The following is a 14,116-nucleotide window of genomic DNA, read 5'->3' as shown; positions in this document are numbered from 1 at the left end:
GGGAGTTCTCTGTGCGCGCCCGCACGCTCGTCGCCACCCTCGCTCTGCTCGCCCTTCCGCTCGCCGCCTGCTCGGACGAGAGCAACACGCTGCTCGACGGCCCGCGGGGCAGCGTCGAGGCCCCGGCGGAGTCCGCCTCCCCCGCGGCCACCTCGCAGACCTCGGGAACCCGCACCGTCTCGCACGCGAAGGGGTCCACCGAGGTCCCGGCCGCCCCGCAGCGGATCGTCACCCTCGACTCGCCGATCCTCGACGCCACGATCTTCCTCGGCCTCAAGCCGGTCGGCGCGGTGCGCACGAGCGTCGACACCGGCCTGCCCGAGTACCTCGCCGACCGGACCGAGGGCGTCGAGATCGTCGGGGAGATCGCGAAGCCGAACCTGGAGGCGATCGCGGCGCTGCAGCCCGACCTGATCCTGTCCTCGACGCTGCGCGACGACGCCCTCTACGACAAGCTCTCCGCGATCGCCCCGACCGTCTTCACGAACGGTCCCGGTACCGAGTGGCGGGAGGACTTCCTGCTCGTCGGCGAGGCCCTGAACCGCGGTTCGGAGGCCCGGGACGCGCTGGCCGACTTCGATCGGCGCGCGTCCGAGCTCGGCGAGCGGTTGGGGCTGACGGACGCCGACGCGACGATCATGCGGTTCCTGCCCGGCGAGACCCGGGTGTACGGGCCGGAGAGCTTCTCCGGCAGTGTCCTGCGGGCCATCGGCCTCGGGGCGCCGGACCTGGCCTACGACCAGTTCGCGATCGCCCGGCTCAGCACCGAGGAGCTCACGAGCGCCGACGCGGACATCCTCTTCACCACCACCTACGGGGCCGAGGACGAGACCACCCGCGGCGAGGTCACGCCGCTGTGGGACCAGCTGCAGGCCGTGCAGAACGGCTGCCAGTTCGACGTCGACGACGACACCTGGATGGTCGGCATCGGCCTGATCGGCGCGACGGCGATCCTCGACGACCTCGAGGCCAAGCTCGCCGAGGGCGACTGCGGCCGCGACTGAGCTCAGACTCTCAACGACTGACGCGGCGGGAGCTCAGAGCTTCTCGACCGGGGCGTAGCGGAGCAGCAGACGCTTGGGCGCCCCGTCGCCGAAATCGATGGTCGCCTCGGCCTTGTCGGCGACGCCGGCGGTGGCGACCACCGTGCCCAGCCCGAACGTGTCGTGGGTGACCCGGTCCCCCACCGACAGCGCGACGATCGGCTTGCTCGGGCCCGCCTGGGCGCGCCCGGCGGGCCGGGTGGCCGGCCGCGGCGAGCCCGACGCCAGGGCCTGCAGCGGGCTGCGGTTCGCGGTGCGCCGCCAGTCGACCAGGTTCGGCGGGATCTCCTCCAGGAACCGCGACGGCGGGTACCACTGCGGGGCGCCCCAGGCACTGCGGACCTCGGCCCGGGTGACGTAGAGCCGCTCCTGCGCGCGGGTCAGGCCGACGTAGGCGAGCCGGCGCTCCTCGGCCAGTTCGACCGGGTCCCCGAGCGAGCGCATGTGGGGGAAGATCCCGTCCTCGCACCCGGTCAGGAACACGACCGGGAACTCCAGGCCCTTGGCGGTGTGCAGCGTCATCAGCGTGACCTGGCCACCGTCCTCGCCCTCACCCTCGGCGTCGGCGTCCGGCAGCTGGTCGGAGTCCGCGACCAGGGCGACCCGCTCGAGGAAGCCGGCGACCGAGCCGTCCGGGTTCGCCTCTTCGTACTCGCGCGCGACCGCGATGAGCTCGCCGAGGTTCTCGATGCGGGTCTCGTCCTGCGGGTCGGTCGAGGTCTCCAGCTCGTGCAGGTAGCCGGTCTGCTCGAGGATCGCCTCCAGCACCGTGGACGGCCCCGTCCCGGCCTCCACCAGCGTCGCGAGCTGGTCCATCAGCTCGTTGAACGCCTTCACCTGGGTCAGCGACCGGGTCGCGATGCCGTAGGCCTCCTCGCACCGGCGCAGCGCCGCCGGGAACGTGATGCGCTCCCGGCTCGACAGGGCGTCGATGCAGGCCTCGGCGCGGTCCCCGATCCCCCGCTTCGGGACGTTGAGGATCCGGCGCAGGCTGACGACGTCCTCGGGATTGGCCAGCACCCGCAGGTACGCGAGGGCGTCCCGAACCTCCTTGCGCTCGTAGAAGCGCACACCCCCGACGACCCGGTACGGCAGGCCGACCCGGATGAAGACCTCCTCGAACACGCGGGAGGCCGCATTCGTCCGGTAGAACACCGCGACGTCCTTGGGCTTCGCGAGCCCCGCGTCGGCGAGCCGATCGACCTCGGCCGCGACGAAGGACGCCTCCGCGTGCTCGTCCTCGGCGACCCAGCCGACGATCTTCTCCCCGTCACCGGCGTCGGTCCACAGGTTCTTCGGCTTGCGGTCCGGGTTGCGCGCGATGACGGCGTTCGCCGCGGACAGGATCGTCTGCGTGGAGCGGTAGTTCTGCTCCAGCAGGATCACGCGCGCGTTCGGGTAGTCCCGCTCGAACTCGTGGATGTTCCGGATCGTCGCGCCGCGGAAGGCGTAGATCGACTGGTCCGCGTCGCCGACGACGCAGAGCTCGGCCGGGGGAAGTTCTGACGGGACGTCATGTCCGTCCAGCGCCTCGGTCCCGCCGACGAGTTCGCGGACGAGGACGTACTGCGCGTGGTTGGTGTCCTGGTACTCGTCGACCAGCACGTGGCGGAACCGGCGCCGGTAGTGCTCCGCGACGTCGGGGAACGCCTGCAGCAGGTTGACCGTCGTCATGATCAGGTCGTCGAAGTCCAGCGCGTTCGCGGCGCGCAGGCGCTCCTGGTACATCCGGTAGCACTCGGCGTACGTGGTCTCGACCGGGCCGGTCGCGGTGGAGCTGTAGGTGTCCGGGTCGATCAGTTCGTTCTTCAGACCGCTGATCGCGTTGCCGATCGCCCGCGGCGTGAAGCGCTTCGGGTCGAGGTTGAGGTCGCGCACGATCATGCGCAGCAGGCGCTGCTGGTCGGTGTCGTCGTAGACGGAGAACCCGGAGGTGAACCCCAGCCGCTTCGCCTCGAAGCGCAGGATCCGTAGGCACGCCGAGTGGAACGTCGACACCCAGTTCGGCGCGGCCGACCCGACCGCCTCGGCCACGCGCTGCTTCATCTCGCCCGCGGCCTTGTTGGTGAAGGTGATCGCGAGGATCTGCGACGGCCGGACCTTCCGCACCGTGATCAGGTACGCGATCCGGCGCGTGAGCACGCGGGTCTTGCCCGACCCGGCCCCGGCGACGATGAGCAGCGGTCCGCCGGAGTGCTCCACCGCCGCGCGCTGCTCGGGGTTCAGCCCGGCGAGCAGGTCCTCCGCGGTGGGCGCGGGGCGCGCGGCCGGCCCGTCCGAACCCGACGCCGGTTCGCTCCGGTCGGCCGCCGACGGGGTCGCCGCCGCGACCCGGACACGCTTGGCCGGGGTTCCCGAGCCGGGCATCGGGAGGTCGTCGAAGAGCGTGTCCATTGCCCTCACTCTAGGTCGCGGTGCGCGGTGCGGCGGGGCCCGCACCGGGCCGCGGGATCAGGTCCAGGAGTAGGCGATGATCGCGTTGGCCGCGGCCAGCCCGAACGCGGCGAAGAACGCCGGCGGCGGGAGCGGATCCCGCTTGCGCAGCGCGTGCGTCAGGCCGACGACGGTCAGCGCGACCAGCAGTTTCACGGCGACCTTGGTGTGGTTCAGGTCGCGGTCGTCAGCCTCGTTGACCCCGACCAGCGCCAGGCCGGTGAGGAACTGGATCCCGGCGGTGTGGAAGATCACCGGCGAGAACCGGCGGTTCCCGCTCATCACCTCGAGCAGGAAGCCGGCGAGCAGCACGGCCATGCCACCCACGTGCAGCACCAAGAGGATCGCCCGCAGCGCGTCCACCTCGAAAATCCCTTCCTCGGCAGTCGATCGACCCTATGCGGTCGCTCCGACACCGCGGTCAGGCAGCTCGGTCCCTCAGATCAGCCGGCGGTCGGTCGCCCAGCGGGAGAGCTCGTGGCGGTTGGAGAGCTGGAGCTTGCGGAGGACGGCGGAGACGTGGGACTCGACGGTCCGGTCGGAGATGAACAGGTCCTTGGCAATCTCGCGGTAGGTGTATCCGCGCGCGATCAGCCGGAGCACCTCCCGCTCGCGGGACGTGAGCAGGTCGAGTTCGGGGTCGACGGCCGGGGCGGGCCCGGGGGCGCCGGGTCCGGCGAACGCGTCGAGGACGAACCCGGCGAGCCGGGGCGAGAACACGGCGTCGCCGGCGGCCACGCGGCGGATCGCGTCCGCGAGTTCGGGCCCGGTGATCGACTTCGTGACGTAGCCGCGCGCCCCGGCCCGGATCACGCCGATGACGTCCTCCGCCGCGTCCGACACCGAGAGGGCGAGGAAGCGGATCTCCGGCGCCTGCGCGAGGACCTCGCGCAGCACGGTGGCCCCGCCGCCGCCGGGGAGGTGGACGTCGAGCAGGACGACGTCGGGGCGGTGCTCCAGCGTCGCCGCGACGGCGGTGGGGACGTCCTCGGCCTCCGCGACGACGGTGATGTCCCCCGGCCCCCCGGCCGCCCCGTCCCGTTCGGCGTCGAGCTCGGCCCGGACCCCGGTCCGGAACATGCGGTGGTCGTCGACCACCACGACGCGCAGCGACCCGCTCATGCTCAGCTCTCCCCCAACCGCAGTTCGACCTCGGTCCCCTCGCCGGCCCGGCTGCGGACGACGGCTCGCCCGCCGTGGCGCTGCATGCGCCCGACGATCGAGTGCCGGACGCCCGCGCGGTCCTCGGGGACCGCGTCCGGATCGAAGCCCGGGCCACGGTCGCGCACGTAGGCGAGAACGGTGTCGCCGTCGACCTCGGCGTAGACGTCGACGGTCGTGCCGGCGTGGACGGCCGCGTTCACCATCGCCTCCCGGGCCGCGGCGAGCAGGGCCCGGCGCGCCTCGGCGGCCGGGCCGTCGAGGTCGGCGTCGCCGACGGTCACGACCTCGACCGGAACCCGGTGCGCCTCCTCGACCTCCGCCGCCGTCCGCCGGAGCGCGGCGGCGAGGGTGGAGACCTCCGCGTCCGCGTCGCGGTCGCCGTAGAGGAACTCCCGGAGGTCGCGCTCCTGACCGCGCGCGAGTCGGATCACCTCGCGTGGGTCGTGAGCCTGACGCTGGATCAGGGCGAGGGTCTGCAGGACCGAGTCGTGCAGGTGCGCGGCGAGGTCGGCGTGCATCTGGGTCCGGATGCGCTCCGCGCGCTCGTCGGCCAGGGACCGCCAGGTCCGCAGCACCCAGGGCCCGACGAGCAGTGCCGCACCGCCGAGCAGGACCGCGGCCCCGAGCACGCCGCGGCGGACGCCCCCGGGACCCCCGGCCAGCACCACGTAGGTGGCCAGACCCAGCGTGACCAGCACGGCCCCGGCCACGAACCGGACCCCGACGAGCACCCGCCGCCGCCACGACGACGGCGCCTCCGGGTCGGCGGTTCGCGCGGACCGGTCCGCCTCGTCGACCTGCCACCACACGACGGCGAGGCCGGCGACGACGGCCAGCGCCGGCCAGAGCACCATCTCGTCGACGCCCAGCCCGGTCTGCTGCAGCGCGAGCACGGCACCGAGCGCGACGGCCAGGAGCGCGACCAGCTGGCCGATCGACTCCGGTTCCGGACCCCGGACCGGCAGCCGCCGCAGCCCGCGCCGGGACGCGGCGGCCAGGCCGGGCGGCTGCGCCGCCCCGGACGGCTCGGCCAGCGGCACGACGAGCCAGAACGCGCCGTAGAGCACGACCCCGAACCCGGCGATGCCGCTCAGGACCGCGAAGGCGACGCGGACGTGCAGCGGATCCAGGCTGAGGTGGTCGGCCATCCCGCCGGCGACCCCCGCGACGAGTCGGTTCTCCCGGCGGCGGCGGTAGCGCGTGCGGGGCGAGCCGTCGGCCGCCGGACCCAGCGGGGAGCTGGTGTCCAGGCCGAGGGTGCTCGTGTCCACGTCGATGATCGTCACACGCGCGGGCGGGTCCGGGTATCCGGGACGCACCCGGGTCGCCCACGGACCCGCGGGCCCGTCACCCGGGCGAAACTCCGGGTCGGGTCCGGGCAGTTCCGGATACCCGCACGCGAGCCGGGAGAACATGCTCGATGTCATGACCGAACACCTGGGCCCCACGGCCTCCCCGCTGCCTCCGCCGACCGCGTCGGCGCCACCTCCGCCGTCGGGCCCGCGCCGGTTCCGCCGCAGCCGGTCCGACCGCGTGCTCGCCGGCGTCTGCGGCGGCCTCGCCGAGTCGCTCGCGCTGGACCCGGTCATCGTCCGCGTCCTGATGGTCGTGCTGACCTTCTTCGGCGGCGCGGGACTGATCGTCTACCTCGCCTGCTGGCTGCTGATGCCGGAGGACGACCGCGAGACCTCCCTCGCCGAGCGCGTTCTCGCCCGCGGCGGCAACAACCCGTGGCCGGTGCTCCTGCTCGCCGCGGTGCTCGGCCTGGCCGCGGTGCTCAGCCTCGGCTGGGTCGTCGACGACCGGGGGCTCCTGCTGATCGCGCTGTTCGTGATCACCGCGGTCGTCCTCGCCCGCCGCGAGACCCCGCCCGCCGCGGCCGCCCCGCCCGCCGCTTCGGCACCGGCCGGTCCGACGCCCGACCCCGAGCCGTCCTCCCCCACCGGGTGGGGTCCCGCGTACGCCGCCCCGGCCACCGGCTGGGCGCCGACCGCACCGCTGCCCCCGCTCGCACCGGCGCCCCCGGCCCCGCCGAGCGCTCCCCGGGAACGGTCGATCCTCGGCCGGCTGACGTTCTGCCTGGTGCTGGTCGCCCTCGGCGCGCTGGGGATCGCGGACCTCGCGGGGGCCGACGTGCCCGCGGCCGCCTATCCGGCCCTCGTGCTCGCCGGCGCCGGCGCCGGTCTGCTGATCGGCACCCGCTACGGCCGCGGCCGCTGGCTGATCGCGCTCGGCGTCGTGGGCGCCCTCGCGCTGCCGCCGGCGGTCTTCGTCGACGCCTACCGCGGCGGCTGGGTCGACCAGGACGAGCGCGCGATCGTGCCGCTGTCGGCGAGCGAGATCGCCCCCGAGTACGAGTACCGCGGCGGCCGCGTGCGGTTCGACTTCACGCAGGTCGACTTCGCCGGCCAGAACGTGTCCACGCACATCGAGGTGGGCGTGGGCGACGTCGAACTGATCCTCCCGCCGAACGTCGACGTCGTGACCGACGTGGAGCTGGGCATCGGGTCGGCCGAGATCTTCGACTCCGAGAACAGCGGGTTCGGCGTCTCGCGCTCCGGCCGCGACGACGGCCCGGACGGCCCCGGCGGCGGTCTGCTGACCGTCGAGATCGAGCAGGGCATCGGACACGTGGAGGTGCACCGTGCGGCGGCATGACCTGGACCCGGTCTCGCTGACCTTCGGGCTGTTGTTCGTCGGCGTCGCCGCCGGGTGGCTGGCCGTCCGGAGCGACGCGATCGAGGTGGAGGACCTGCGCTGGTTCTACACCGGCCTGCTGCTGATCGCCGGTGCCGCGGGCACCGCGATCTCTCTCCTCCGCGACCGCGCCCGGACCGTCCCGGCGGACCTCGCGCCGGAGCCTGATGCGGACGTGAGCGTCGTGGACAGCCCCGAGGCACAGTCGTAGGTTGCTGGGGAGCGGCCGCCGTCCCGGGGCGGCCTCCTTGCGGCAGGAGTTCCACCTGTGCACGCCCGAATCGCGGCGGCGACCGGTCCGTCCGACCTAATTCCGCAGGCCGACGGCAACGTCCTCGACGTCCTTCTGCTCCAGGCCCACGTTCTCACGGCGGTGTTCTGGCTGATCAGTTGCGTGCTGGTCGCCTTCCTGGCCGTCCCGGCGCTGCGCAAGGTCCCGTCCGCGTCGTTCCTGCACGAGCTCCAGGTCCGCCGGGAGCTCGTGTTCGGCGTCCTGTGGGCGACGTTCGTCCTCACGCTGGGGACCGGCACCTACCTGCTCTTCCAGCACGCGATCTACGACCCGCCGTTCTCCGGCGGCGACTTCAACGGCCTGGAGGCGCAGCCGTACGGACTGCCGTACTACTACGCGCTCTACGGCAAGATCGCGCTCTTCCTGCTGATGGGCGGCGCCTCGCTGATCCTCGCGCTGGAGGGCAGTCGCGCGGCGCAGCTCTCCGAGGCGGCCGGGGGCCCGGTCGAGGGCGCCGAGTCCGACGAGGCGGACTGGCTCGACGAGGAGGTCCTCCCCGAGGGCACCGCGCCGGTCGACGTGTCCGACGGTGCCGGCGGCACCCGGCTCGCGACCCGTCCCCTCCCGCCCGTGCGCTCGATCGCGACGCTGTGGGCCTCCGCCGGGGTCCTGGTCGTCGGGGCCGGGGGCGTCGGGTTCTGCGTCACGTTGATCAAGTACTTTCACGAGCTCGCCCGCGCCGCGGTCGTCTACGAGCAGCTCCGCCTGCGCTGACGCCGTAATTCGGGAGTGTCAGGCCGCTTCCCGGCGTTACGTTGCCCAGGACCCCCCGCCCGGGGTCGGAGACGCAGGGAGCTCGGCATGAGCATGGAGATGGCCGCCTGGACCTCGGCCTGGCGCGCGGCGAACACGGACGGTCAGCAGCCGCGGACGTTCTCGCGGGCCACCGCGCGGCGCATCCTCGGCTTCGCGCGCCCGCACCGGCGGGCCCTGATGGGCTTTCTCGCGCTGTCGGTGGTGCTCGCCCTGTTGACGGTCGCGACGCCACTGCTCGCCGGCTACGTCGTCGACGCGATCATCGAGAAGCGCTCGACCGGCGTCGTCGTCGGCCTGGCGGCCGTGATCGCGGGCATCGCGGTCGCCGAGGCCGTACTGGGCGTCGTGAACCGCCTGCTGTCGGCTCGGATCGGCGAGGGCCTGATCTTCCACCTGCGCACCGCGGTCTTCGACCACGTGCAACGCATGCCGGTCGCGTTCTTCACCCGCACCCGCACCGGGGCGCTGGTCAGCCGCCTGAACAACGACGTCATCGGCGCGCAGCGCGCCTTCTCCACCGTGCTGTCCGGTGTCGTCGCCAACACCGTGACGCTGCTGCTGACCGTCGTCGTCATGGCCCGGTTGTCGTGGCAGGTGACGGTGCTGGCGCTGGTGCTGCTGCCCGCGTTCGTCCTGCCCGCACGGCACGTCGGGCGCCGGCTCGCGGCCATGCAGCGCGAGGCCGCCGCGCACAACGCCGCGATGACCACTCAGATGACCGAGCGTTTCTCCGCCCCGGGCGCGACGCTCGTGAAGCTGTTCGGGCGTCCGCACGTGGAGTCCGCGGAGTTCGCCGCCCGCGCCGGTCGGGTGCGCGACATCGGTGTGAAGTCAGCGATGGCGCAGTGGATCTTCGTCAGCGCGCTGACGCTGGTCTCGGCCCTGGCCCTGGCCCTGGTCTACGGCCTCGGGGGCTGGTTCGCGCTCCGGGGTGATCTGGAGGCCGGCGCCGTCGTCACCCTCGCGCTGCTGCTCACCCGGCTCTACGCGCCGTTGACCGCCCTGGCCTCGGCCCGCGTGGACATCATGAGCGCGCTCGTGAGCTTCGAGCGCGTCTTCGAGGTTCTCGACCTCCCGCCGCTGATCGCCGAACCGGACGACCCGAAGCCCCTGCCGGACGGTCCCCTGTCGGTGGAGCTGTCCGACGTCCACTTCGCCTACCCGGCCGCCGACAAGGTCTCACTCGCCTCGTTGGAGGAGGTCGCGGTCCTCGACACCCGCGGCGGCGTCGAGGTACTCCACGGCGTCTCGTTCTCCGTCGAGCCCGGCGCGATGGTCGCGCTCGTCGGCTCCTCGGGCGCCGGCAAGTCGACGATCGCGAGCCTGATCCCGCGGCTGTACGACGTCGACGCGGGGTCGGTGCGCATCGGTGGCGTCGACGTCCGGGACGTCGCCGCCGCCGACCTGCGCGGCGCTCTCGGCATGGTCACCCAGGACGGGCACCTGTTCCACGACAGCATCCGCGCGAACCTGCTCCTCGCCCGCCCGGAGGCGACCGAGGACGAGTTGTGGGCGGCCCTCGACCGCGCTCGCCTTTCCGACCTGGTCCGCGCCCTGCCCGACGGCCTCGACACCGTCGTCGGCGAGCGCGGCTACCGCCTCTCCGGCGGTGAGCGCCAGCGCCTGACGATCGCGCGGCTCCTGCTCGCCCAGCCCCGCATCGTGATCCTCGACGAGGCGACGGCCCACCTCGACTCGACCTCCGAGGCCGCGGTCCAGGCCGCCCTCGGCGAGGCCCTCGCCGGCCGGACCGCGATCATCATCGCCCACCGGCTCTCCACGATCCGCGCCGCCGACGAGATCCTCGTCGTCGAGGAGGGCCGCGTCGTCGAACGCGGCCCCCACGCCCGCCTCCTCGCCGCCGGCGGCCGCTACGCCGAGCTCTACCGCACCCAGTTCGCCGACCAGGCCGCCTGACCCCTGCACGTGAAGATGACATCTGCACTGGAGATGACATCTGCACTGGAGATGACATCTCCAAGAAAGGGGTTTCGGCTTTAACGCCGAAGGGGCCACCGCCCCCCACGGTGACCCCTCCGGCGAAATTCTTGCTGCGAACCCTCTGCTGCGAACCCTGCGGGCTCAGCCGACCTTCGCGACCTCGCGGTGGACGATCGGGCGGCCGGTGCCGAGGTCGACCGCGATGCGCGGGACCGGGACGGCGACGGTCGGGACCGCGACCTCGGGCTTGCGGCCGGCGGTGCGGGCGACCGTCCGGCCGACGCTCGTGACGCCGGAGACGGTGCCGCGGACGGCGCGCTTGGCGGCGTTCACCATCACGGCGGCGACGTTGTAGGCCGCGTAGAGGCTCAGCACCAGAATGAGGATCGCGCCACCCTGCAGCACCAGCGTGCTGTTGTCGTGCACGGTGCCGTTCTCCGTGGCGAAGTCGTTCCACCCCGCGACGATGCTGGTGATCGTGCCCATGACTGCCCCTGTCCCACTGCCGACTTCCTGTCGGCGAATGGCACTGTGACGGGGCCGGAAGCGGGCCGGTTCCGTGATCGTCCGCGAACCGTCGGTATGTCCGACTTTGCCCTCATCCGTTCGTACGATGGCCGAACGGTAAGTGGCTCAGCCGCTCAGCGGCTCACTCCCACTCGATCGTGCCCGGCGGCTTGCTGGTCACGTCGAGGACGACGCGGTTGATCTCCCGCACCTCGTTGGTGATGCGCGTCGAGATCTTCGCCAGGACGTCGTAGGGCACCCTCGACCAGTCCGCCGTCATGGCGTCCTCGGAGCTGACCGGCCGCAGGACGACGGGGTGGCCGTAGGTCCGGCCGTCGCCCTGGACGCCGACGGAGCGGACGTCCGCGAGCAGCACGACCGGGCACTGCCAGATGTCGCGGTCCAGGCCGGCGAGGGTGAGCTCCTCGCGGGCGATCGCGTCGGCCTCGCGGAGGATGTCGAGCCGCTCCGCCGTGACCTCGCCGATGATCCGGATCCCGAGGCCCGGGCCGGGGAACGGCTGACGCCACACGATCTCCGCCGGCAGGCCGAGCTCCTCGCCGACCCGGCGCACCTCGTCCTTGAACAGCGCGCGCAGGGGCTCGACGAGCTGGAACTGCAGGTCGTCCGGAAGCCCGCCGACGTTGTGGTGGCTCTTGATGTTCGCCGCGCCCTCGCCGCCGCCGGACTCGACGACGTCGGGGTAGAGCGTCCCCTGCACGAGGAACTCGACGGTCTCGCCGTGCGCACCGGCGTCGGCGACGACCTCCCGCGCGGCCTGCTCGAAGACGCGGATGAACTCGCGCCCGATGATCTTGCGCTTCTCCTCGGGGTCGTGAACCCCGGCGAGGGCGTCGAGGAACCGCTTCTGCGCGTCGACGACCTTCAGCGAAACCCCGGTGGCGGCGACGAAGTCGCGCTCGACCTGCTCGGCCTCGCCCTTGCGCAACAGCCCGTGGTCGACGAAGACGCACGTGAGCTGGTCCCCCACCGCGCGCTGCACGAGCGCGGCGGCGACGGCGGAGTCGACTCCGCCGGACAGGCCGCAGACGAGACGCCCGGACCCGACCTTCTCGCGGATCGCGGCGACGGTCTCGTCGACGATGTTCACCATCGTCCACGTCGGGCGGATGCCGGCGACGTCGTGCAGGAACCGCTCGAGCACTCCCTGCCCGTGGGCGGTGTGGACGACCTCGGGGTGGTACTGGACGCCGGCGAGGCGCCGGGCCCGGTCCTCGAACGCCGCGACCGGCGCCCCGGCGGAGGTCGCGAGCACCTCGAACCCGGCCGGGGCCTCGTGAACGGCGTCGCCGTGGCTCATCCAGACGGTCTGCTCCTCGGGCTGGCCCACGAGCAGGTCGCCGGGGGCGGTGACGCGCAGCGGCGTCCCACCGAACTCCGACAGGCCGGTCCGCGCGACGGTGCCACCGAGGGCTTGGGCCATCGCCTGGAAGCCGTAGCAGATGCCGAAGACGGGGACGCCGGCGTCGAACAGCGCCGGGTCCACCCCGGGCGCGCCCTCGGCGTAGACCGACGACGGACCTCCGGAGAGCACGATCGCGGCCGGCTTCTTCGCGAGCATCTGCTCGACCGGCATGGAGTGGGGCACGATCTCGGAGTAGACGCGCGCCTCGCGCACCCGGCGCGCGATCAACTGGGCGTACTGCGCGCCGTAGTCGACCACCAGGACCGGACTTTCCGCGACACCGATCGATGAGTCCAAAACCCCGGTCCTCCCACGAAACTACTGACGCGATCCTTCCACAGCGCGCCGGGAGCGGACCGCGACGGCCACCACCGCGACCAGCGCCACACCCGCGCCCGCCAGGACCGCCGCGTTCCCCGCGTCGGACACCCAGGTGGTGACCGAGCCCGACCAGTCCCCCACCAGCGCGATGGGCCCCTCGGGCGGGTCCGCACCCTGCTCGATGCGGATCTCGTACCAGCCGTAGTACGCGACGTACGCCCCCGCGAGCACCGCCAGCGCCCCGGCGGCGAGGTTCACGTACGGCAGGACGCGGCGGATCCGCGCCAGCATCGTCTGTCGCGCGAGCGCGACGACGACGGTCAGCACGACGAGCACCGACGCCATACCCGCCGTGTAGGCGCCGAACACGACGAGTCCGCCGACGAGGTCGTCGTCGGAGAACGTGCCGACGACCGAGACCAGGAACGCCGGGATCGTGCACGAGAGCGAGACGACGGCGTAGGAGACGCCGAAGGCGAACATCGCGGGGATCCCGCCGTCCGCGCGCACGCCCCGCACGGCGGGCAGGCGAAGCTTGGGGCTCCAGCCGCGCATCATCGCGATTCCGGCCGGCACGAGCGCGAACCCGATCCCGACGCTCAGCCACGGCGTCCACCGCTGGACGGTGACCGCGGTCTGCGAGATCAGCAGTCCCGCGATCCCGAACACCAGCGCGAAACCCGCCGCCACCACCGCCGCGACGACGGCCGCGCGGGCGAGCGTGGGCCGGCCGGATTCCCTTGCCCCGTCGGCGTTCTCGGCGTCACCCGGCCCCGCGAGGAACACCGACAGGTACGCCGGCAGCAGGGCGAAGCCGCAGGGGTTGAACGCCGCGACGGTACCGGCGCTGAAGGCGAACCCGACCGGGGCGTCGAGCACGTCCGACCGGCCCTCAGGTGAGCCGGGCGGCGCGCAGAATGGCGTCGGCGTCGAAGTCCCGGAACCACTTCCGGCTGACCTTGCCCTGCGCGTCGACGACGAGGACGGTCGGCTGGTTCGTCACCTTGTAGTGCAGCCAGGTCTTGCCGCTCGCGTCCCACACCATCTCGAGGCCTTCGGTGCCGGTGTCGGCGAGGAAGCCCCGTGCCTGGTCGACGTCGTCCTGGGCCCCGAGGCCGAGCACCGTGATGCGGTCGCCGTACTCCTGCTCGAACGCGATCAGGTCCGGTGCCTCACCGCGACAGAACGTGCAGTGCGGGGCCCAGAACCACAGCAGCATCGGCTTTCCGGCCGGGGCGAGGCTGCGCAGTGCGACCTTCTCGTTGCGCGCCACGCGCACGACGTCGACCGCAGGCAGCGCCGTGTTCGTCCGGGAACCGGTCTCGGCTTCCGGCGCGGTCGTCATCGGCCCGGTCGCCGGGTCGACGATGGCCGCGGCCGTGGGCATGCCGGACGTACGGTCGCTGGCCTCGTCGGCGTCGTCCCCGCACGCGGCCAGCAGCAGCGCCGTCGCGATCGCCGGTGCGGCCCACCGCACCGTGCGCGTCCTGCCGGCCATCGCTCACTCCTCTCGGCTGCGGCCGAGCCTACGTCGGC

The 14,116-nt window shown here is 72.9% G+C and carries 13 protein-coding genes; 5 read left to right on the top strand and 8 right to left on the bottom strand.

Features of this window, described 5'->3' with window-relative positions:
- Positions 1-11: 11 nt before the first annotated feature.
- Complete coding sequence (locus SPOPO_RS0114745) at positions 12-1,004, top strand: ABC transporter substrate-binding protein (RefSeq protein WP_033386575.1); 993 nt, start codon at positions 12-14, stop codon at positions 1,002-1,004.
- A 33-nt stretch (positions 1,005-1,037) separates the two neighbouring features.
- Here SPOPO_RS0114745 and pcrA read toward each other — a convergent pair whose 3' ends face one another.
- The 4 genes from pcrA to SPOPO_RS0114725 all read right to left on the bottom strand — a co-directional run bounded on the left by pcrA (position 1,038) and on the right by SPOPO_RS0114725 (position 6,067).
- A complete protein-coding gene (gene pcrA, locus SPOPO_RS0114740; protein ID WP_019875621.1) occupies positions 1,038-3,437 on the bottom strand; it encodes a DNA helicase PcrA in 2,400 nt (799 codons plus the stop codon).
- 57 nt (positions 3,438-3,494) lie between these two features.
- Positions 3,495-3,839, bottom strand: a complete 345-nt coding sequence (locus tag SPOPO_RS0114735) for a hypothetical protein (protein WP_019875620.1) — start codon at positions 3,837-3,839, stop codon at positions 3,495-3,497.
- Positions 3,840-3,914: 75 nt separating this feature from the next.
- Complete coding sequence (locus SPOPO_RS0114730) at positions 3,915-4,598, bottom strand: LuxR C-terminal-related transcriptional regulator (protein WP_019875618.1); 684 nt, start codon at positions 4,596-4,598, stop codon at positions 3,915-3,917.
- A gap of 2 nt (positions 4,599-4,600) precedes the next feature.
- A complete protein-coding gene (locus SPOPO_RS0114725; RefSeq protein WP_211210904.1) occupies positions 4,601-6,067 on the bottom strand; it encodes an ATP-binding protein in 1,467 nt (488 codons plus the stop codon).
- On the opposite strand from SPOPO_RS0114725, the gene SPOPO_RS29690 reads away from it, so the two are divergent.
- From SPOPO_RS29690 to SPOPO_RS0114705, 4 genes are all read left to right on the top strand, one after another.
- Positions 6,066-7,298 (top strand): PspC domain-containing protein, encoded by a 1,233-nt coding sequence (locus tag SPOPO_RS29690; RefSeq protein ID WP_169577201.1) that lies wholly within the window; start codon positions 6,066-6,068, stop codon positions 7,296-7,298. The two genes, SPOPO_RS0114725 and SPOPO_RS29690, sit on opposite strands and share 2 nt — an antisense overlap.
- Positions 7,285-7,548 carry a hypothetical protein gene (locus tag SPOPO_RS29685; protein ID WP_019875615.1) on the top strand — a complete coding sequence of 88 codons (264 nt, stop codon included), beginning with the start codon at positions 7,285-7,287 and terminating at the stop codon, positions 7,546-7,548. Before SPOPO_RS29690 ends, SPOPO_RS29685 begins: the two co-directional genes overlap by 14 nt.
- A gap of 57 nt (positions 7,549-7,605) precedes the next feature.
- Entirely contained in the window at positions 7,606-8,343 is a 738-nt protein-coding gene (locus tag SPOPO_RS0114710; RefSeq protein WP_019875614.1) for a hypothetical protein, read from the top strand.
- 87 nt (positions 8,344-8,430) lie between these two features.
- Positions 8,431-10,302, top strand: a complete 1,872-nt coding sequence (locus SPOPO_RS0114705) for an ABC transporter ATP-binding protein (protein ID WP_019875613.1) — start codon at positions 8,431-8,433, stop codon at positions 10,300-10,302.
- Positions 10,303-10,467: 165 nt separating this feature from the next.
- Here SPOPO_RS0114705 and SPOPO_RS0114700 read toward each other — a convergent pair whose 3' ends face one another.
- From SPOPO_RS0114700 to SPOPO_RS32870, 4 genes are all read right to left on the bottom strand, one after another.
- Positions 10,468-10,812, bottom strand: coding sequence for a hypothetical protein (locus SPOPO_RS0114700; RefSeq protein ID WP_019875612.1), 345 nt, complete (start codon positions 10,810-10,812; stop codon positions 10,468-10,470).
- A 163-nt stretch (positions 10,813-10,975) separates the two neighbouring features.
- Positions 10,976-12,556 carry a glutamine-hydrolyzing GMP synthase gene (gene guaA / locus SPOPO_RS0114695; protein ID WP_019875611.1) on the bottom strand — a complete coding sequence of 527 codons (1,581 nt, stop codon included), beginning with the start codon at positions 12,554-12,556 and terminating at the stop codon, positions 10,976-10,978.
- Positions 12,557-12,577: 21 nt separating this feature from the next.
- On the bottom strand, positions 12,578-13,459 hold the full coding sequence (locus SPOPO_RS0114690) for a cytochrome c biogenesis CcdA family protein (RefSeq protein ID WP_019875610.1): 882 nt from the start codon (positions 13,457-13,459) through the stop codon (positions 12,578-12,580).
- Between the two features lie 13 nt (positions 13,460-13,472).
- A complete protein-coding gene (locus SPOPO_RS32870) occupies positions 13,473-14,078 on the bottom strand; it encodes a TlpA family protein disulfide reductase (protein WP_019875609.1) in 606 nt (201 codons plus the stop codon).
- Positions 14,079-14,116: the final 38 nt, after the last annotated feature.

It is taken from the genome of Sporichthya polymorpha DSM 43042 (assembly GCF_000384115.1).
GTDB classification, from domain to species: Bacteria; Actinomycetota; Actinomycetes; order Sporichthyales; family Sporichthyaceae; genus Sporichthya; species Sporichthya polymorpha.
This window is presented reverse-complemented; position numbering and strand designations above follow the sequence as displayed.